Source organism: Mucilaginibacter psychrotolerans (assembly GCF_004519315.1).
GTDB classification, from domain to species: Bacteria; Bacteroidota; Bacteroidia; order Sphingobacteriales; family Sphingobacteriaceae; genus Mucilaginibacter; species Mucilaginibacter psychrotolerans.
In genome coordinates, this window is the sequence record NZ_SOZE01000002.1 from 95,674 (window position 1) to 112,922 (window position 17,249).

Here is a 17,249-nt window from a genome sequence, read left to right on the forward strand (position 1 = left end):
GTCCGTTCGGTCCGTGTATGGCACAAGCCCTCTCGCTAGAGTTGCGGGAGGGCTTGTCTATTCCCTATGGAATCTGTGGCGAATATATTTTGGCTGCCGTGATTTTTTTTGTTTATTTAGCGAGGCTAAACCATACACATGAAAATACTTTATACCGCAAGCGCATCCCTCTTATTATTCCTCTCTGCCTGCAAAGATAACCCTAAATTAAACCTCACCATAAAGGCCAACGGCATAAACAACGGCGTGGTGATATTGAAACAGGCTAACGAAATTACCTTTAACGAACCCATCAAAAATGGTGAGTTGATTATTGACAAAGGCTTGCAGGCACCCGGCTACTATAGTCTTACCGTTATAGATAACGACAAGCCGATTACCTCGAAAGTGGCTTACGATATTTACCTGGAAAACGGCGACTACGTGGTAAATGCCAACGCCGCTAAACCTGCGGAATACCCCGCAGTTACCACCACCTCGGCCACGCAAAACGAATTATCAGCTTATTATAAAATTGCCAATACCTATGCCGGCGAGTTGGATGCCCGGATAGATCAGGCCATCCGTTACCTGCAAACCAGTGCGGCCAGGGCACTCCCCGCAGGCAAACGTGCCGGCATTTATGCCGATACTCGCGAACTGCAACGCCAGCGCCGCGACCTAGACCTGAAAATCATCAAAGAATACACCGATAAATACCCCAAGGCTACCATCGGCGCGCACATTATAGCGCAGGCCTACTTCCCCGAGCACCCGGCAGAGTACAATGCCATTTTTCAGAAACTGCCTGCCGATGTTAAAACCAGCGACGATGGCCTGAAAATAAGCAACAAGCTTGGCCCTGTATTGCAACAAATAGCCGGTGCCGATGCGCCCGAAATTGTGGGTAGCACACTTGCGGGCAAACCGTTCGACAAAAAGGCCATCAACAAGAAAATCATCCTGGTAGAGTTTTGGAAACCGGGCAACGGCACCAGCGACATGACGCACGCCCGGTTGGTACAGGGCATTATCCTAACCCCTGCAGACAATGCAAAGCTGGCCATCATCAGCGTAGCCATAGCAGATAAAACAAGTGATTGGCTGGCAGTTATCAAGAAAGACAATGCGCCTTTTACGCAAGTTAGCGATGGCAAAGGCGATGCATCGCCAAACGTTACGGCATGGGAAATCAAAACCCTGCCGATGTATTGCCTGTTAGATAAAAACTGGAAGGTGATAAAAACCAACGTGCCCTTTGGCGAGATAGATACCGAGGTGCATGATTATTTGCGCAAGAAGTAAGTGGTAAATGGTGAGTAGTGCGTGGTTGATTAGGTGGTGAATGGTTGGATAGCGGCAGTGTCCGCGGCTTTTGCGCCGAAACACAACCACTCTCTACTCAATCAACCACTCACCATTCCTAACCAATTGCAATAACTTTATCCTTCAACACCCCAAAGATACTGTCGTTTTTCTGGCTGCGGATGGCCACTTTCCCGGTGAATTTACCAAAAGAGGGGAGTATGGCCTGGTTTTTTCCGAAAGCGAAACAAGGCAAGGTAATGCTTTGCCTGCCGCGCCCCACCAGGTTTACGCCGGGGTGTATATGCCCGCATAAAACGTAGCCGCCCTCGGGGCGAATAGCCGGGTCGGCAAGGGGGTGGTGCAACATCAGGAAAGGGCCTACGCTCAGTTCTTCGGTCAACACAATATCCAGGTTGAGGTAATGCCGGTCGTGGATGATGTCGTGGTTTCCTTTTACGAGTATGATCTGTAGTTTGGGGAACTGCCTGCGCCACATCACAAACCAATCCCAATCGGCATTCAGGTCGCTGTGGAACAAATCTCCAAGAAAGATGATTTTCTCCGGACGATGCTCTGCAATCAGGTCTGATAGCATGGCCAGGTCGTCCTGCTCCATGTCCCTCGGTACGGCAATCCCCGCCTTACGGAAATGCCCCACCTTACCCAAATGCACATCAGCCGCAATCAAGGCTTTTTCCTGTTGCCAGTAAATAGCCTTTTGCGGCAGCAATAGCAAATCCTGTCCTAAAAAATTAAAAGGGGTACCCGCACTCATCATCATAACGGAGCAAAGATAACGCAGGCATGGGCAAACAAGCGCAGGGCTTGCCCTAAAAATCAAATCCCTTTAGCAAGCAAAAAATGTTAAGTTATTACGGTTGTTTTTCGATGATCTGCTTCAGGTTTTGCAGGCTCTCGTTAAGGTCCTTCCCCAGCATTTCGCCCATATCCATAAAAATCATTATCGCGTTCATGGGGTAAGGCATCTTGCTGGCAAAACCCCATTTTACCACGGTGGTATTATCCATGGTAGGTTCCGTAATCATATATGAATCAGATACAGCCGCAAATGGGCGTATAAATGCTATCTGTACATCAATCCTGCGGGCATCTTCAATTTTGGTAATTAACTGTTCGCCCTGCCCGGCTTGTTTATCGCCATCCCAGGCGTAGGCAAAGCCTACGGTTCCGTCCTGGCCTCGGTAATCTTTCCGGGCCATTGGGTCGCGCATTACCCATTTATTATAGTTATCCATGTTTTTAAGATACCTAACGTACCCAAAAACCTGCGATACCGGCTTATTGATGGTAATTTGCCGCTCAACTTCGTAGTCGCTTTTGGTAAAGGCTGCGGCCAACAATACAATAAGAATGATCGCTGCAATAATGGCCAAGATGATGAAGAGGATAATCATGATTAAAAAAAGACTTTATAAAGGGAAAGGTAATCATTTTTCTGCGCTAAAAACACCCCAGTTCACGCCAAATTTATCTGTAAGGTTACCCATAGCGCCGGCAAAAAATTCCATTATGGGGTGTGTAACTTTGCCGCCCTCGCTTAGCTTATCGAAAATGCTTTGCATCTCATTTTTGGTAGGGCAGCTAATCATCAGCCTGATATTGCCAGAACCTATGGCCTGGTTATTGCCCGGCAAATCGGTGCCGTTCAAGGTAAAATCTGCGCTCTCCAAAGTAGCGTGGAGTATCTTATCCTGGTGCGAAGCCGGGAACATCTCCTCCATCGGTGATTCGCCCACTACCTGTAGCGTGAGTTCGCCGCCAATAATTTCTTTTTAAAAGGTCATCGCTTCGCGGCAGGTATCGCTGAACCCGATGTATGCATTAACTTTTGGCATGGCTTATTATTTTGGTTAAGTAAATATGTTGGTTTTAACTCAGTATTTCGCAGTGGCACCCGTTCTGCTGCAATAGTTCGATGATACCCCTGGGGCAGAAGGTATCGCCTTCAACCCGCAGCACGCGGTCGCAATCTTCCAGATCGAAGTTTATCCGGCAGACTGAAAAACGCGCGGCAATCAAACCCATCAGCATGCGCGACCGGCTCCAATCATCCACATCCGTTTTAAAAACTTCTATCATCACTATGGGCTAACCACACAAAGGTGCAGCGCATTTAACCAAGCGGCAGGGTGCTATTACGACATTATAAGGGGTTGATTGCGACGAGGTTTACACTTATTTTTGATACTATGAAACACCTATCAATCCTTATACCGAAGGGTAACGTAAGCTTAAGCAACATCGAATCGACCTATAAGATGTTTACCGAGGTGAACAATGCCTTCGCCAGGATGAATAAAGCGCCCTTGTTTAAGATACAGTTGGTTGGCCTAAGCAAGGAAACCACGCTAAGCAACGGCCTTTTTGTAATTAAGCCCGATTACACGCTGAGTGAGGTTACCCAAACCGACCTGGTGGTTATCCCGGCAGTGCATGGCGATATGGCCAAAGTAGTGAGCGATAACCAGGAGTTTATTCCCTGGATAATTAAGCAGTACAAAGGAGGGGCCGAGGTGGTATCATTATGCATCGGTGCGTTCATACTCGCTTCAACCGGTTTGCTTAAAGGGCGTAACTGCACCACGCATTGGCTGGCAGCGGCTGAGTTTAGGGCGATGTTCCCGGATGTGAACCTGATGCCTTATAAAATAATTACCGATGAGGGTGGCATTTATACCAGTGGTGGTGCATACTCATCGCTTAACCTGTTGCTTTACCTTATTGAAAAATTTTCGGGCCGCGATATGGCCATCAGTTCCTCCAAAATGTTCGAGATTGATATAGAGCGCAACAGTCAATCGTTGTTCATCATCTTCCACGGGCAAAAAAACCACGAGGACGATGCTATCAAACGGGCACAGGAATTTATAGAATTAAACTATTCCGAGAAAATAACGGTGGACCACCTGGCATCTACCCTGGCCATGAGCCGCCGCCACCTGGAGCGCAGGTTTAAAAAGGCAACCTCCAACACCGTGGTAGAATACCTGCAGCGCGTACGCATAGAAGCCGCCAAAATGAGCCTGGAAACCCTGCGGGAGAACGTGAACGAGGTAATGTACAACGTGGGCTATACCGATACCAAGGCTTTCCGCGAAACTTTCAAGAAGATAACAGGCGTATCGCCGTTAGAGTATCGCAACAAATACAGCAAAAATGCGGCGGCAACAGTGTGATGAACCTCTTAGATGGCAAGATGCAGTTGCACAGCGAACGCCTAAAGGCACCAAAACAGCGATATTCATCCCTGGTGTGTAAAACTATAGGCTATTTGTAAACATTAAACCTAATATTAACATTAGCTTAATATCCATTTTTGTACGTTTGCTCAAATTCCAATACATATATGGTTTCAGCGTTCCGTAAGTTATTCATACCAAAAGAAAAGATATTCTTCGATCTGTTCAACCAGTCGTGCGCTATTAACGTGCAAATGGCCGAGTTCCTGTTCAAAATGGTAAGCAGTGAACCGGGCGACCACCATTTAGAACTTAGCCAGATAAGCCGCCTTAAACAAACAGGCAACGAAACCAAGCATAAAGTTTACCTGGCTTCTGCAAAAGCCTTCGTGTCTCCTTTTGCGCGTAGCGATATGTATGCGCTGGCTTCGTGTATCAACAATATTTGCGATTATATCCATATTTCATCCCGCAGGTTCAGCTTTTTCCAGTCAGAAGCGGCTACTCCTGCCATAAAGGAGCTATCGGGCCTTATTATCGAGAGCTGCAAGGAGCTACAGGCGGCGGTTGCCGGCTTAAGCAACTTAAACAACTCGGACGCCATCAAAGAAAACTGCAACAAGATAAAGCAGCTTGAACATTATGCCGACAAGGTATCGGCACAGGCAGTAAGTGCTGTTATGTCTACCGAAAAGAACTCCGTAGAGCTAATTAAATACACTGAAATATTGGCCGCGTTGGAGCGCACAACCGACAAGTGCGAGCACGCTACTGTGGTGATAGAGAGCATAATCATCAAAAATAAATAGTTGTATATCAAGCACTAAAACCACCCAATATTAACAACCCCTTGAGTTGTTAACATAATGATAACATGGAATTAACCTGTTCTTCATCTATATTTGCATATTAATTTGCAGATATGAAAAAAGATAAACTGAAATCACTGGTTAAATCAGCTAAAAAAAGCACAACCAAAACCATCCAGGCCTCCCTTACCGCGCAATTGAAAGATGCAGCCGATAAACTTGGCGTGTCATCAAAAAAAATCACCAAAGAGATTGAAAAAAGCGCTAAAAAATTAGCCAAAAAGCTTTCTGCAGGCATAAAGGTGGATAAAGTAGCTATTGCGGCAGCAGCAGAACCGATAGCAGCACAGGCACCCACTCCTGCACCAGAAGCCCCAAAGGCTGTTAAAGCCAGCCCGGCTAAGCCAAAAGCCGAAAAAGCAACCGTTTAAGCTTACTTACCTGATGATGGTAACCGCGCCGGAGATCACTTTCCCCGCAGCCAGGTTCACCAGGTAATAATATACCCCGCCGGGGCATGCCGCGCCACTATCATCAACACCGGCCCACGCCCCGGCGTTCCCCACTGCATGGAACACCATTTGCCCGTTACGGTTGTAAATCTTTAGCCTTGCATCGGGATACGCCTGTTGCCCCGGGAAAGCCCAGGTATCGTTTACACCATCGCCATTGGGCGTAAATATATTGGGGCTCGATGCAACTACGGGGATATTTATTTGCACCGTTACCGTGTCGGAAACAACCGTGTTGGAGGCAGTGCAATCGGCATTGCTTATTAATGTGCAGGTTATCTGGTCTCCGTTTCTAAAGGTAGAACTGGTAAATACCCCGTTGCCCGAGGCTGCTTCGATACCATTCACTTTCCAAACATACTGTGGTGCAGGGCCTCCATTATTGATGCTAGCCGTAAAGGTTATCGCCGTGCCTATGGTGGCCACCGTAGTATTTGCTGATATGCTCACCTCCGGCATAACCAGCGGGATGTGCTGCACTACAAACGGCTGGCTTGCGCCCACAGGCGACACCTGGCATATTTTGGCGTTACTTACCACACTGCAGGTTACCTGATCGTCATTTTTTAAAGTGGCAGACGTAAATGTGCTTGCAACGGCACCGGTAACCGCCGCATTGTTTACATACCATTGATAAGTAGGCGCATCACCAGCATTTTTGGGCGCAGCAGTGAACATTAGCGGCGTGCCCTCGCAGGGCTTCGCGGTGTTCAGCGCAAGGATTACCGCAGGATTTTCTACCGGTATATCGTCAATAATAATCGGTGTGCTTTCTACTACGGCCTTGGTGATGCAGTTATCACTGCTGGTCATTTCGCAGGTTACCCTGTCGCCCTTTTTTAAGCCTGTTGGTGCAAAAGCAGCAAGCGTTGTGCGGGGCGGGCCGTAGTTTACGTCATTACTTTCCATTGATAACTGGGAAACTCGCCATTATAAGTTGGCACAGCGGTAAAAACAGGGTCGGGAAAATCGGCACAGATTACATTAGAGCGGGTAGAGATAATAATGAGCGGGACCTTAAGATTAGTTATGGTTACCGAATTGGAATTTACCGCGCAACCACCCACCGTAATTATCTTAACGTAATACGTGCCGGCAACATCGCCTACATAGAATGGTGCCGTTGTTTGTGTAGCCAGCGAAATACCGTTTTCAAATATCCACTGTACCGAAGCTATTGGTTCGGTTGCCGTAACCGAAAGCGCGCTACCAATGCAGGTAGTGCCGGTTAAGTTGCCTATAACGGTGCAGCCATTCGCTTTTTTAGGTTTTTCTTTTTTTGTAGTATCGGTTGTGGCGGGTGCAAACGGAAACTTTGCGGCAAGTATATACCTGTTACCGGCACTGCCAAAGGCAGCAGCACAAAAAACTATGAAAAATAAAATAGCAGCAGTGCCGTGCCTCACGTATCGGGTTAATTGGTATTGCTAAAAATAAGCATGTTTTTGAGATTTTGAGCCTGGTGTAAAGCCTTAATGCAGATTATCGAACGGCTTTCAAAACCAGTTTGGCGGTTTCTGTAGCGAGTGAAATGGTGGCGGTGGCCCCGCTGTTGAATTTGAGGAAATCGGCTTCTACACCGTCACTGAAAATAACGCCGCCACCCGGCATCAACGATTCGATGACAATGCTGTGTGGCTGCCTAATGATACCCGCGGTAATGCCTGTTTGCGTGCGAATGCTTTGAAAAGGCTCTCTTACGGCAAACAGCAGTTCGTTATCTTTTAAGCGAGGCTTCTTAGGCTTAAGGTTTTTTTCGAAAAGCCCCGCAACGCCATAAGCCATGTTAAAAACCGAGCTGAGCCACCCGGTAGAGCCTGCCGGAGTAGATATAATAAGCCCGCTAGACGATTGCTCCTCGGTATTGTTCTTATACGATATTTTATACCGCGCAGAAACATGAGATGCCGCACCAATAAACAAATCGTTAAAGGCGAGCAACCGCTGCCCGTCGTTCAATCGGGCCTCGGCAAAACACATGGTTTTAGATTCATATTTATCTGTAAGTACCTGCTCTATGCCGGTAATAAAATTGGCGGTATTAAAGGGCAAAAGCACGCCATCATACCTTCCCTCATCAGGATTTACCGCAACTATTGGGATGCCACCAGAATACTTCGCCGTGTTAGCCACCAGGCCGTCCTGCCCGATAACGATAATCATTTGATTTGGTGAAAAAATAAATGAGGGTATAAAACCCCGCTCGATTATTTTGTATTTGACAACCTTGGATAGCTGGCCCTGCACCGAGCTTAACGATGCATGGAAGGTTTCGTGTTCCAGCTCATAGTCGTCGAAATTGCCTCCAAGGCTTTCTATGTAAAACCTGGCCTGCGCCTTTGTGTTGAAGCGTTCTACCAGTGCCTCCAGGCGGGTTTTATTTTTTACGATAATGGCATACTCTACGCTCATTTCCTTACGCCTCTGGCTTATCTTTCAACAGGGATTCCAGCAGCTCGGGGCTGATATTTAAGTTGCCTATTTTATCGGCGTTCTCGGCAAGTTGCCTAAAGGCAAGCGCAATATTAAATTTAGGGTCGGGATTATTATTTAATGCGGTAAGCGTTTTCCAATCGATATCCTTGTAAGGTTTCAGCGTAGCTTCAATTACGAAGCCCTGCGTTTCTGCCTCCTGTTTATCGTTGGCCGTTTTCTGCGCTATCAGTTCCTTACGCTGATTTTCCAGGGCAATATCTGCCTCCACCTTCATTTCCCGCAGTTTGCGGTCGTTATCGGCTTTCTGCACATCCGATTCCATCTTTTTCTCGGCTATCTGTTTACGCTTCTCTTCAACAGCAATCTCGGTGTTCAGCTCGGTCTCTTTTATGCGGCGTTCCTGTTCAACGGCAAAGTTGCGGCGTTCGTAAATGGCCTGGTCGGCCTCCTGCTGCAATTTCTCACGAGTATCTGTCTCCAGTGCACGGGCCATCTCGGGCGTGGCCGAAATGCCCAGTATATTAGCCCCTAATATCTCTATGCCCAGCATGCCTATAGCCGGCGATGACTTAAGCCCCTCCAATATCCTTTCTTCGATGGCCTTTGCCGATCGGATAGCATCCTTCAATTTAATACCATGGATGTAAGATGAGGTAGCGGTTTGCGCCTCGTTGATGATGCGCTGGTTCAACTTCTCTATATCGTTCTTTTTATAGGTACCGTAGTCGGTAACGGTAAAATCAAGCACATCGGCAAGCTCTTTAGGCCGACCAATTTTGTAGCTTATTTGCCCCTGTATGTTAACAGACTGGTAATCGTTTGTAGATTCGGCGAAGATAAAAGGCAAATCGTTACTCCCCATTGGGATAGCCACGATAGAACTATTGGGCGAAAAGTAAAAAAACGAAAGCCCACGACCCTCCCTTTTGATGGCGCCATTTTTAAAGTGGAGCACAAAGGTCATCGCGTCGAATTTGATGTGTTTTATACCGAACATAATAAGGTTTATTTTAGGTTAACGGCCATAAAGCCGCAATACATATTTTTTTTACTAATATATGTTTACATGGCATTAACTACAAGCCCGAAATCACATCCACTAACTATCTAGACGGAAAGCGAAATTATTGAGCCGCTTTCCAGTAAGTGTTGCGCCAGGTGCGCTGTGCGGCTTCGCTCAAAAACGTCCAGGCAACAATGCGACTGGTTTTTTGTCCCTGTGCCATCGTGATAGTTTTTACTTCCAACGCTTTTGCCTTGTTCAGCGCGCGGTACACGGCATCCAGGCTATCCTTCTTAGATACCAGCGTAGAGAACCACAGCACCCTATCGGCAAAAAGCGTACTTTGCTCGGCCATGTTACGGATAAAGGCCACCTCGCCGCCGGGGTACCAAAGCTCGGTGTTTTGGCCGCCAAAGTTAAGCGTTGGCTGTTGCGGCCTGCCATTATTCAGATTCTGGAGTTTCTTCAGCGTGCCCGCCTGCGCTTCCTTTTGCGATGCATGGAACGGTGGGTTGCAGATGGTAACATCGTATATCTCGCCTTGCGTAATGGCCCCTTTAAATATGTTGGCTTTATTGCTTTGCGGCCTTATTTTAATAGCAGAGCTAAAAGCGGGGTTAGCGGACGCTATTTTGTTGGACGAGCGGATGGCTTCTGCATCGGTATCTGTGCCGGTAAACTGCCAGCCGTAAACACTGTTACCAATAAGGGGGTACACGCAATTGGCACCTGTGCCAATATCCAGCACCTTTATGCTTTTGCCGGTAGGGCTTACACCGTTATTGCCTTCGGCCAGCAAATCGGCAATGTAATGAATATAATCTGCGCGACCGGGGATGGGCGGACAAAGGTATCCAGCCGGGATATCCCAATACTCCACCCCATAATAAAGTTTCAACAGCGCCTGGTTAAGGGTTTTCACTGCATCCGGAGAAGCAAAATCTATAGATTCAATGCCATGCGGGTTAAGCGCTACGAAAAATTTGAGGGCGGGCAGTACTTTTATCAGCATATCAAAATCATACCCTGCACGGTGCAGGTTGCGGGGGTGCAGGCTTTCTTTTTGGGCGGGTTTCTGTTTTTCGGGAGCGGGCATGATGAGCGTATTAAAAAGCAAATATCCGCATTATTTACTACAGACCATTGGGGATTTTATTTACATTTAGGTATAGTTATAATGAGTGAATCTGCCATATCCTTTGCACCTCTCTTTGCCTACATTGAAGAAAAATCGCAACTGCTTTTGAACGAAGCCGATAAATCAGCGATACAAAAAGCCTTTCGGGCTAAACACCTGCGCAAACGGCAGTATTTGCTGCAGGAGGGCGATGTTTGTAAGTACATGGCCTTTATAATAAAAGGGGCCGGTTGCATGTATAGCGTGAAGGAAAGCGGGCAGAAAACGATTATACGCCTAGGGGTAGAATCGTGGTGGTTAGGTGATTATGAAAGCTACAACCTGAGCACACCTTCGCTTTACCATATCGAAATGATTGAAGACGCTGACGTATTATTAATCACAGCAGAAGGCATACAGGAGTTATTGAAAGCCGTTCCGGCTGTTGACATCATGATACGGGAAATTGACCGGAAAGGAGCCATTGCATCACAGCAACGGATCCATTCAGCAATCAGTCTAAACGCAGAGGAGCGCTATGAGCAATTTGCGCAAACCTACCCGGAATTTATACGTCGTTTTCCACAAACCACTATTGCTTCCTATCTTGGCATTACTGCCGAAACGCTCAGCCGCATCCGAAAGAGTCAATTGCATAAATAGCAGATTTACGGTTTATCCAGAAACAAATACAAAGATTTGATTTTATCGTCTTCAACAACAGCAATGTCCATACCCGAGGCTACGGGCTCCGCTCCCGGTGCGCCAAGCGTCCAGGCGATATGCTGTACTGCATGATTTTTCAGAAACGATTGACTGAGCGCAAACTTAAAATCTAAGGGCCATTGCGCCTGCAAAACCGAGATTAAATTATTGATAGCTTCATGGCCTACAACAGGTTCACGATCATCCGATTCATAAAAGTGAATATCTTGTGCGTAGATATTTGTCATGGCTGCCAACCGGCTTTGGGCATTGCGGTCGTTCCATATTACCAATAGGCTTTCTTCGAGTAATTTTGTGTGTGTTTCCATATGATTATTGAGTTAATCAAATATACCACAGAACCCGCGGTAGATTATTGAGTTACATCATGAATTGATATTGATAAATGTCAATACGATAAGCGAAATATGCCGCCCCCTTAAGAAAATATCGAACCGGTCTGTTCCCAAAATGCATCGTTTCGGTGCACCTTAGACTACCAGACTTGGACTCTTTTATGGATGATTTATATTGTGCAGAGATTGGCCTGTCTAGTTGCTGATGAGGGCAATAATCTCAAACAACTTCTTATTTTTAGGTTCTAAAACGATTCCTATGACCTTCAAATATTTTAAAGGGCCAATTGACGAAATGAGCGGCCTTCTAATCGAACATTCCGTTTGCTCTATTTGTGGAAAAACAGCTTATTGTTTTGAATTAGATTACACCATTACGGATGTATTTAGCGACGATGACAAGGATGGAAAGTTTGGCTGTTACGCTTGTTTAAAGGAAGGAAAATTTGAATTTTGGCACGACACCGAGTTTGGGATGGTTGATGAAAATGGCTTAAGCAAAGTTTATAAACATAATATGGAGAACCCACCATCCATTGAGAACGAAAGGCTAATAGAGTTAAGAAGAACCCCACAAATTATCACCTGGCAACAAGAATTGTGGCTAACGCATTGTAATGATTTTATGACCTACAAAGGGACCTGGGCGCCCAAAGATTTTTATTTAAACAGTAACGATGGCGACGGGAAAGCTCTTTTTATGAGCATGACAGATAAAGAACTAAATCATTTGTGGGATGATAGCTTACCAGATAACGAAACAATACTCACAGAATGATATCCTACTTACTATGTATTCGAGTGCAGCCATTGTGGAAAAATGCGAGGTAACTGGGACTGTGATTAGTATCCCGATCGTTTTAAATTGAAAACCCTTCAGATTACATCTAAAGGGTTTTCAACAATCTTTCCCATGCCCTTCCCATGGATGGGTATAAATGTGGTCCCGACGAGAATCGAACTCATATCTAGAGTTTAGGAAACTCCTATTCTATCCGTTGAACTACGGGACCGGTTGCAGATGTGCAGATTTTAGATGTGCAGATATGCAAATTCTTATCCAAACGCAAAGGTGCAAATTATTGGCGATTTTGGCAACCCCATTTGCACATCTAAAATTTGCACATCTGCACATTTTCCGCTTACCGCACTACCGAGCCGTTCGGTATGGCATCGTGCGGTGCAACAAAGCTTAGCTTGCCATCGGCATCTTCGGCCATTAGTATCATCCCTTGCGATAGTATGCCTTTTATCTCGCGCGGCTCCAGGTTCACCAGCATGCTCACCTGCTTGCCTATAATGGCATCCGGTTCGTAGTGTTCCGCAATGCCCGATACTACCGTACGCTGATCTATACCGGTATCTATGGTCAGCTTCAGTAGCTTTTTAGTTTTGGCTACTTTTTCGGCTGTCAAGATGGTTCCGGTACGGATGTCCATCGTGGCAAAACTATCAAAGCTGATATTCGGCTTGGCGGGTATTACCGGCGGCGCAACTTTGGCTACGGTTGCCTGCTTCTTATCTGCAAGTTTTTGTATCTGGGCATCCATTGCCTCATCCTCTACCTTGGCAAAAAGCAGGGCAGCCTGGTTTAGCTGGTGGCCGTTGACAAATTCGATTTCCTCATCAAAGCCTACGGGCAAAATATTCAACATGCCGAATATCTTGCTGGCGGTAGCCGGTAAAAAAGGTTGCAGGCAGCTAGCAATATGGCCAACTAACACCAGGTTATTATGCAGGGCTGCTTTGGCCGCATCAGGGTCGGCTTTAATGGTTTTCCAAGGCTCTTGCTCGGTTAAATAGCGGTTGCCCATGCGTGCCATATCCATTACGTTTTGCAGCGCCGCACGGAAACGGTAGCCCTCCAGGTTTTTGCCCAGTTCGTCGTAATAACCGCCAAGCTCTGCATCTATTTTGGAGTCCGTCAATTTGATGACTTCGTTGCTGCTCTCTACTTTACCATCGTAATATTTATGCATCAGCACCATAATACGGTTGATGTAGTTACCCAATATAGCCACCAGTTCGTTGTTAACACGAGCCTGATAGTCTTTCCAAGTGAACTCGCTGTCGCTGGTTTCGGGCAGGATGGAGGTTAATACATAGCGCAACTCATCCTGTTTGCCCGGGAATTCCTCCAGGTACTCGTGCAGCCAAACCGCGTGGTTGCGCGAGGTGGAAAGCTTATCGCCCTCCAAATTCAAAAATTCATTGGCCGGCACATTTTGCGGTAAAATATAGTCGCCATGCGCTTTCAATATCGCCGGGAATATGATGCAGTGGAAAACAATATTATCCTTACCGATGAAGTGCAGCAGGCAGGCATCGTCCTCGTCATTATCTTGTTTCTTCCAGTACTGTTGCCAGTCCTTACCATTATCTATGGCCCATTGTTTGGTTGCCGAGATGTAGCCTATCGGCGCATCCATCCACACGTAAAGCTTTTTGCCTTTTGCTTCCTCCAGCGGAACGTCTATGCCCCAATCCAGATCGCGTGTCATAGAGCGCGGCTGCAGGCCCGATTTCAGCCAGGAGCGGCATTGACCAAACACGTTAACTTTCCACTCGCCTTCTTTCTCGTCTATCCATTTTTCCAGCCACGGTTGGTATTTGTCTAGCGGCAGATACCAATGCTTCGTGGGTTTTAGCACCGGGCGTTTATTGCTCAGGGTTGATACGGGGTCGATAAGGTCCGTAGGATTGAGCGATGTGCCGCAATTTTCGCACTGGTCGCCGTAGGCTTTGTCATAACTGCAAACGGGGCAAGTACCGATAATATAGCGATCGGCCAAAAACTGGTCGAAATCTTCATCGTAATATTGTTCAGAGAACTTTTCGATAAACTCGCCTTTCTCGTACAGGTTCAGGAAAAACTCCTGAGAAAGGTCGTGATGTATGGCAGACGAAGTGCGGTGATAGATATCGAACGCAATACCAAACTCCTCAAAGCTCTCTTTTATCTGCTTGTGGTATTTATCAATAATCGCCTGCGGGGTAGTTCCTTCTTTTTTGGCCTTAATGGTGATAGCCGCGCCGTGCTCATCCGAGCCGCAAATGTACACCACATCCTTTTTCATCAACCGCAGGTAGCGCACAAAAATATCTGCGGGCAGGTACGCGCCTGCCAGGTGCCCGATATGTAAGGGCCCGTTTGCATAAGGCAAAGCCGAGGTGATGGTGTATCTTTTATATTGATTAAGTTGCGACATTTAGCGGAGATGTTTATTAATTTGCAAAGATAAATCTTTTAAGTCAGAATTCGGGAAAGACGGCAAGCACGTAACATCGAAAGACTGAGGATATAAGCCCCAGCTACAAATTAATTCTTCCAGACTCATGCAGACTTCCGAGCCTTCGAATTTTAAAACGCCCACATACCTCAAAAAAGGCGATAAGGTTGCTATAACCTGCCCGGCCAAAAAGCTACCCGCACCAATGGCGGATGCAATAAAGCTGCTTACCGACTGGGGCCTGGAGGTGGTACTGGGCGAAACCGTCACTGCCTCTTACCACCAGTTCGCTGGCGACGACCATCTGCGTGCAAAAGATATGCAACGCTTTATTGATGATGACAGCATCAAGGCTGTGATAGCAGCACGGGGCGGCTACGGCACCATTCGGATGATTGATAGGGTTGATTTTAGCCGCCTTGCCACCAACCCTAAGTGGGTAGTCGGCTTTAGCGACATTACGCTGTTACATTCGCATATCATCAGCAACCATCAGATAGCCTGCATACACGGCCAAATGCCATTAAACATCCCCAATGCATCTGCCCATTCCTTAGAAACGCTCCGCATGGCCTTGTTTGGCGAAGACCTGAACTATAACCTGCCTCCTAACGCCTTAAACCGCATTGGCAACGCCAACGGCATCGTAATAGGTGGTAACCTCTCCCTGCTGGTAGCGTTAAACGGCTCGGTAAGCGATATGGACTACAGCGGCAAAATATTATTTGTAGAAGATGTGGGCGAATATCTTTATTCCGTAGACCGTATGCTACGATGTTTGAAACGTGCCGGTAAACTCAACAACCTCGCCGGGCTAATCGTTGGCGGCTTTACCGATATGAAAGATAACGATATCCCCTTTGGGCAAACTATACCAGAGATGGTGATGGATGTGGTAAGCAGATATGATTACCCTGTTTGCTTCGACTTCCCGGTCGGTCACATGCCCAACAATTGCAGCATCTTACTAGGGCAACAGGCCGCCCTATCTGTAAAACAAGATGGCGTAACACTAAGTTATTAAATAAACAAGCAACGATCTATGGCATATTTAAGCAGTTTAAACAAGTATAAGGATTTCGGATTACTCATCATACGCGTTGGGTTGGGTGCCATGTTTATTTACCATGGTTATCCAAAACTGATGGGCGGAAAAGAAGCCTGGATTGGATTGGGAACCTCTACAAAATACATCGGCATCACATTTTTACCTATGATGTGGGGTCTGCTAGCTGCGCTGGTAGAAACTGTGGGCGGACTACTGGTGATATTAGGCTTAACCTTCCGCCCGGTTTGCCTATTGCTGGTTATCAATTTAATTGTCGCAGCACTGTCGCATTTTGGACAGGGTGGCAACCTGGGCGATGCCTCACATGCTATTGAGGATGCTGTTGTATTTGCAGGGTTATTTACTATTGGGCCCGGACGATACAGCGTTGATAAGAAATAAAAAAAGGCATGCAACTCTAGGTAATTCTATTTCCATACAACCTATACAATCTGCAAGATTTTCGGACGATTCCGTACAATTTGGTACGGTTTCGGACAACCATTTTGCAATTTTGCAAATCTTCAAAAAACAGGAGCAAAATGTATAAAAAAGATGCAAAACTCCTGTTTAACGGGAAGCGCGAAATCTTAGGCCTCGAGTAAAGGCCTGCCGCTATCAGCGACACTTTCGCCAACCGGTCTTGCCCGGTGCTTTTAATTTCCTTTTAGGCTTTCTTATTGTGTAATCTATTCGATCCTCGATAGCCTTATTCCACACTAATGCTTCTAAAACCCCCAATTTACTTATCAATCAGCCAATTCTGTCGAATTATGATTAATCGTGCCAGCGGAATCTTCTCTGGCCGGAACCTTCTTCTAACAGTGTAGCATACACAGTAAACTCAGAATATATGGGCTGATTGTTGTACATCGCGGGTATCCAATCAATAGCAAACTTGTCCCCTTTTAGTTTCATCTCTTTAGGGGCTGTTTTCTTACTATTATCCACATAAGCAATGTAATACGTAGCTTTACCATCAATAGCTACATGCGCGGTTATTTCTAACTTAAGAGAATTACCCTTGTTGAAGTTATAAACCTCACTGGAAAGCAACGACGTATAATAGTCAATAGCACAAAGCGGCACGGGTGCCGAGGCGTTTTTAGCTACTTCTTCTTCAACGTTTGGAATTTCAACACCAACGGTGTTAAACATACTGTTATCAATATAAGCCACTTTTTTTTGATCGTAGTTGTAACGGAGCACCAATTTGTTTTCGCCAGAGAAAAAATACCAGTTACCTACACGCACGTCGTTCTTATAATTCCCTTGCACCAACACATTATTATTTTTGGTGTTTTGTATATAATAAGCCCCGTCTTTTATTTGTCCGTCGGGTGTAGAGTACACGAGTTGGGTGCTATCACTGATGCGGCTTTTCTTTTCGGCACGTTGCGCATTTGCCGAAACAGTAGCGACAAGGAACAGGACTGCTAATAGGCTTATCTTCATGATGCTTAAATTTATAGTATAAAGATAAACAACCTTTTTGTATTAAAAACAAACAAAAAAGAGATAAGATGCACTTCCATCTCTTTTTTGT

The 17,249-nt window shown here is 46.2% G+C and carries 20 protein-coding genes and 1 tRNA gene; 8 read left to right on the forward strand and 13 right to left on the reverse strand.

All coding sequences use genetic code 11. The annotated features are described in order from the left end of the window. Positions 1-138 precede the first annotated feature (138 nt). A complete protein-coding gene (locus E2R66_RS02460; RefSeq protein WP_133226699.1) occupies positions 139-1,284 on the forward strand; it encodes a TlpA family protein disulfide reductase in 1,146 nt (381 codons plus the stop codon). Between the two features lie 118 nt (positions 1,285-1,402). On the opposite strand, the gene pdeM is transcribed toward E2R66_RS02460, so the two are convergent. The 4 genes from pdeM to E2R66_RS02480 form a co-directional block, all read right to left on the reverse strand. Continuing rightward, entirely contained in the window at positions 1,403-2,068 is a 666-nt protein-coding gene (gene pdeM / locus E2R66_RS02465) for a ligase-associated DNA damage response endonuclease PdeM (protein ID WP_240049218.1), read from the reverse strand. 91 nt (positions 2,069-2,159) lie between these two features. Further along, positions 2,160-2,702 carry an SRPBCC family protein gene (locus tag E2R66_RS02470; protein ID WP_133226697.1) on the reverse strand — a complete coding sequence of 181 codons (543 nt, stop codon included), beginning with the start codon at positions 2,700-2,702 and terminating at the stop codon, positions 2,160-2,162. A gap of 33 nt (positions 2,703-2,735) precedes the next feature. Further along, positions 2,736-3,044 (reverse strand): VOC family protein, encoded by a 309-nt coding sequence (locus E2R66_RS02475; protein WP_133226695.1) that lies wholly within the window; start codon positions 3,042-3,044, stop codon positions 2,736-2,738. A gap of 133 nt (positions 3,045-3,177) precedes the next feature. Then, on the reverse strand, positions 3,178-3,387 hold the full coding sequence (locus E2R66_RS02480; protein WP_133226693.1) for a hypothetical protein: 210 nt from the start codon (positions 3,385-3,387) through the stop codon (positions 3,178-3,180). A 110-nt stretch (positions 3,388-3,497) separates the two neighbouring features. Here E2R66_RS02480 and E2R66_RS02485 point away from each other — a divergent pair, with 110 nt between their 5' ends. The 3 genes from E2R66_RS02485 to E2R66_RS02495 all read left to right on the forward strand — a co-directional run bounded on the left by E2R66_RS02485 (position 3,498) and on the right by E2R66_RS02495 (position 5,727). Beyond that, positions 3,498-4,484 carry a GlxA family transcriptional regulator gene (locus E2R66_RS02485; protein ID WP_133226691.1) on the forward strand — a complete coding sequence of 329 codons (987 nt, stop codon included), beginning with the start codon at positions 3,498-3,500 and terminating at the stop codon, positions 4,482-4,484. A gap of 170 nt (positions 4,485-4,654) precedes the next feature. Further along, the gene (locus E2R66_RS02490; protein ID WP_133226689.1) at positions 4,655-5,296 is read left to right on the forward strand and encodes a DUF47 domain-containing protein; all 642 of its coding nucleotides are present in this window, start codon (positions 4,655-4,657) and stop codon (positions 5,294-5,296) included. Between the two features lie 113 nt (positions 5,297-5,409). Beyond that, positions 5,410-5,727 carry a hypothetical protein gene (locus E2R66_RS02495; protein WP_133226687.1) on the forward strand — a complete coding sequence of 106 codons (318 nt, stop codon included), beginning with the start codon at positions 5,410-5,412 and terminating at the stop codon, positions 5,725-5,727. 6 nt (positions 5,728-5,733) lie between these two features. Here E2R66_RS02495 and E2R66_RS02500 read toward each other — a convergent pair whose 3' ends face one another. From E2R66_RS02500 to rlmF, 5 genes are all read right to left on the reverse strand, one after another. After that, positions 5,734-6,717: a T9SS type B sorting domain-containing protein gene (locus tag E2R66_RS02500; protein WP_133226685.1), complete on the reverse strand. Its 984-nt coding sequence runs from the start codon at positions 6,715-6,717 to the stop codon at positions 5,734-5,736. Continuing rightward, positions 6,699-7,214: a hypothetical protein gene (locus tag E2R66_RS02505; RefSeq protein WP_133226683.1), complete on the reverse strand. Its 516-nt coding sequence runs from the start codon at positions 7,212-7,214 to the stop codon at positions 6,699-6,701. Before E2R66_RS02505 ends, E2R66_RS02500 begins: the two co-directional genes overlap by 19 nt. Positions 7,215-7,290: 76 nt before the next feature. Next, the gene (locus E2R66_RS02510) at positions 7,291-8,220 is read right to left on the reverse strand and encodes an NAD(+)/NADH kinase (protein ID WP_133226681.1); all 930 of its coding nucleotides are present in this window, start codon (positions 8,218-8,220) and stop codon (positions 7,291-7,293) included. A gap of 4 nt (positions 8,221-8,224) precedes the next feature. Continuing rightward, positions 8,225-9,241, reverse strand: coding sequence for an SPFH domain-containing protein (locus tag E2R66_RS02515; RefSeq protein ID WP_133226679.1), 1,017 nt, complete (start codon positions 9,239-9,241; stop codon positions 8,225-8,227). A gap of 127 nt (positions 9,242-9,368) precedes the next feature. Next, on the reverse strand, positions 9,369-10,343 hold the full coding sequence (rlmF, locus tag E2R66_RS02520) for a 23S rRNA (adenine(1618)-N(6))-methyltransferase RlmF (RefSeq protein WP_133226677.1): 975 nt from the start codon (positions 10,341-10,343) through the stop codon (positions 9,369-9,371). An 81-nt stretch (positions 10,344-10,424) separates the two neighbouring features. On the opposite strand from rlmF, the gene E2R66_RS02525 reads away from it, so the two are divergent. Next, positions 10,425-11,027 carry a Crp/Fnr family transcriptional regulator gene (locus E2R66_RS02525; protein ID WP_133226675.1) on the forward strand — a complete coding sequence of 201 codons (603 nt, stop codon included), beginning with the start codon at positions 10,425-10,427 and terminating at the stop codon, positions 11,025-11,027. A gap of 5 nt (positions 11,028-11,032) precedes the next feature. Here E2R66_RS02525 and E2R66_RS02530 read toward each other — a convergent pair whose 3' ends face one another. Continuing rightward, the gene (locus E2R66_RS02530; RefSeq protein WP_133226673.1) at positions 11,033-11,398 is read right to left on the reverse strand and encodes a nuclear transport factor 2 family protein; all 366 of its coding nucleotides are present in this window, start codon (positions 11,396-11,398) and stop codon (positions 11,033-11,035) included. Positions 11,399-11,684: 286 nt separating this feature from the next. On the opposite strand from E2R66_RS02530, the gene E2R66_RS02535 reads away from it, so the two are divergent. Beyond that, on the forward strand, positions 11,685-12,203 hold the full coding sequence (locus E2R66_RS02535) for a CbrC family protein (RefSeq protein WP_158288323.1): 519 nt from the start codon (positions 11,685-11,687) through the stop codon (positions 12,201-12,203). A 163-nt stretch (positions 12,204-12,366) separates the two neighbouring features. Here the strand turns inward: E2R66_RS02535 and E2R66_RS02540 are convergent. Both E2R66_RS02540 and metG read right to left on the reverse strand, forming a co-directional pair. Beyond that, positions 12,367-12,438: transfer RNA gene (locus E2R66_RS02540), tRNA-Arg, on the reverse strand. A gap of 129 nt (positions 12,439-12,567) precedes the next feature. After that, on the reverse strand, positions 12,568-14,634 hold the full coding sequence (gene metG, locus E2R66_RS02545) for a methionine--tRNA ligase (RefSeq protein WP_133226669.1): 2,067 nt from the start codon (positions 14,632-14,634) through the stop codon (positions 12,568-12,570). Between the two features lie 127 nt (positions 14,635-14,761). On the opposite strand from metG, the gene E2R66_RS02550 reads away from it, so the two are divergent. Further along, positions 14,762-15,679 (forward strand): S66 peptidase family protein, encoded by a 918-nt coding sequence (locus tag E2R66_RS02550; protein ID WP_133226667.1) that lies wholly within the window; start codon positions 14,762-14,764, stop codon positions 15,677-15,679. Between the two features lie 18 nt (positions 15,680-15,697). Next, on the forward strand, positions 15,698-16,105 hold the full coding sequence (locus E2R66_RS02555; protein ID WP_133226665.1) for a DoxX family protein: 408 nt from the start codon (positions 15,698-15,700) through the stop codon (positions 16,103-16,105). A gap of 375 nt (positions 16,106-16,480) precedes the next feature. On the opposite strand, the gene E2R66_RS02560 is transcribed toward E2R66_RS02555, so the two are convergent. Further along, the gene (locus tag E2R66_RS02560; protein WP_133226663.1) at positions 16,481-17,158 is read right to left on the reverse strand and encodes a hypothetical protein; all 678 of its coding nucleotides are present in this window, start codon (positions 17,156-17,158) and stop codon (positions 16,481-16,483) included. Positions 17,159-17,249: the final 91 nt, after the last annotated feature.

Excerpts from the sequence above, each read along its gene's own strand:
- E2R66_RS02460 (WP_133226699.1), top strand. The coding sequence starts at position 139 with ATGAAAATACTTTATACCGCAAGCGCATCCCTCTTATTATTCCTCTCT.
- pdeM (WP_240049218.1), bottom strand. The coding sequence starts at position 2,068 with ATGATGATGAGTGCGGGTACCCCTTTTAATTTTTTAGGACAGGATTTG.
- E2R66_RS02470 (WP_133226697.1), bottom strand. The coding sequence starts at position 2,702 with ATGATTATCCTCTTCATCATCTTGGCCATTATTGCAGCGATCATTCTT.
- E2R66_RS02480 (WP_133226693.1), bottom strand. The coding sequence starts at position 3,387 with ATGATAGAAGTTTTTAAAACGGATGTGGATGATTGGAGCCGGTCGCGC.
- E2R66_RS02485 (WP_133226691.1), top strand. The coding sequence starts at position 3,498 with ATGAAACACCTATCAATCCTTATACCGAAGGGTAACGTAAGCTTAAGC.
- E2R66_RS02490 (WP_133226689.1), top strand. The coding sequence starts at position 4,655 with ATGGTTTCAGCGTTCCGTAAGTTATTCATACCAAAAGAAAAGATATTC.
- E2R66_RS02495 (WP_133226687.1), top strand. The coding sequence starts at position 5,410 with ATGAAAAAAGATAAACTGAAATCACTGGTTAAATCAGCTAAAAAAAGC.
- E2R66_RS02500 (WP_133226685.1), bottom strand. The coding sequence starts at position 6,717 with ATGGAAAGTAATGACGTAAACTACGGCCCGCCCCGCACAACGCTTGCT.
- E2R66_RS02510 (WP_133226681.1), bottom strand. The coding sequence starts at position 8,220 with ATGAGCGTAGAGTATGCCATTATCGTAAAAAATAAAACCCGCCTGGAG.
- E2R66_RS02515 (WP_133226679.1), bottom strand. The coding sequence starts at position 9,241 with ATGTTCGGTATAAAACACATCAAATTCGACGCGATGACCTTTGTGCTC.
- rlmF (WP_133226677.1), bottom strand. The coding sequence starts at position 10,343 with ATGCCCGCTCCCGAAAAACAGAAACCCGCCCAAAAAGAAAGCCTGCAC.
- E2R66_RS02525 (WP_133226675.1), top strand. The coding sequence starts at position 10,425 with ATGAGTGAATCTGCCATATCCTTTGCACCTCTCTTTGCCTACATTGAA.
- E2R66_RS02530 (WP_133226673.1), bottom strand. The coding sequence starts at position 11,398 with ATGGAAACACACACAAAATTACTCGAAGAAAGCCTATTGGTAATATGG.
- E2R66_RS02535 (WP_158288323.1), top strand. The coding sequence starts at position 11,685 with ATGACCTTCAAATATTTTAAAGGGCCAATTGACGAAATGAGCGGCCTT.
- metG (WP_133226669.1), bottom strand. The coding sequence starts at position 14,634 with ATGTCGCAACTTAATCAATATAAAAGATACACCATCACCTCGGCTTTG.
- E2R66_RS02550 (WP_133226667.1), top strand. The coding sequence starts at position 14,762 with ATGCAGACTTCCGAGCCTTCGAATTTTAAAACGCCCACATACCTCAAA.
- E2R66_RS02555 (WP_133226665.1), top strand. The coding sequence starts at position 15,698 with ATGGCATATTTAAGCAGTTTAAACAAGTATAAGGATTTCGGATTACTC.
- E2R66_RS02560 (WP_133226663.1), bottom strand. The coding sequence starts at position 17,158 with ATGAAGATAAGCCTATTAGCAGTCCTGTTCCTTGTCGCTACTGTTTCG.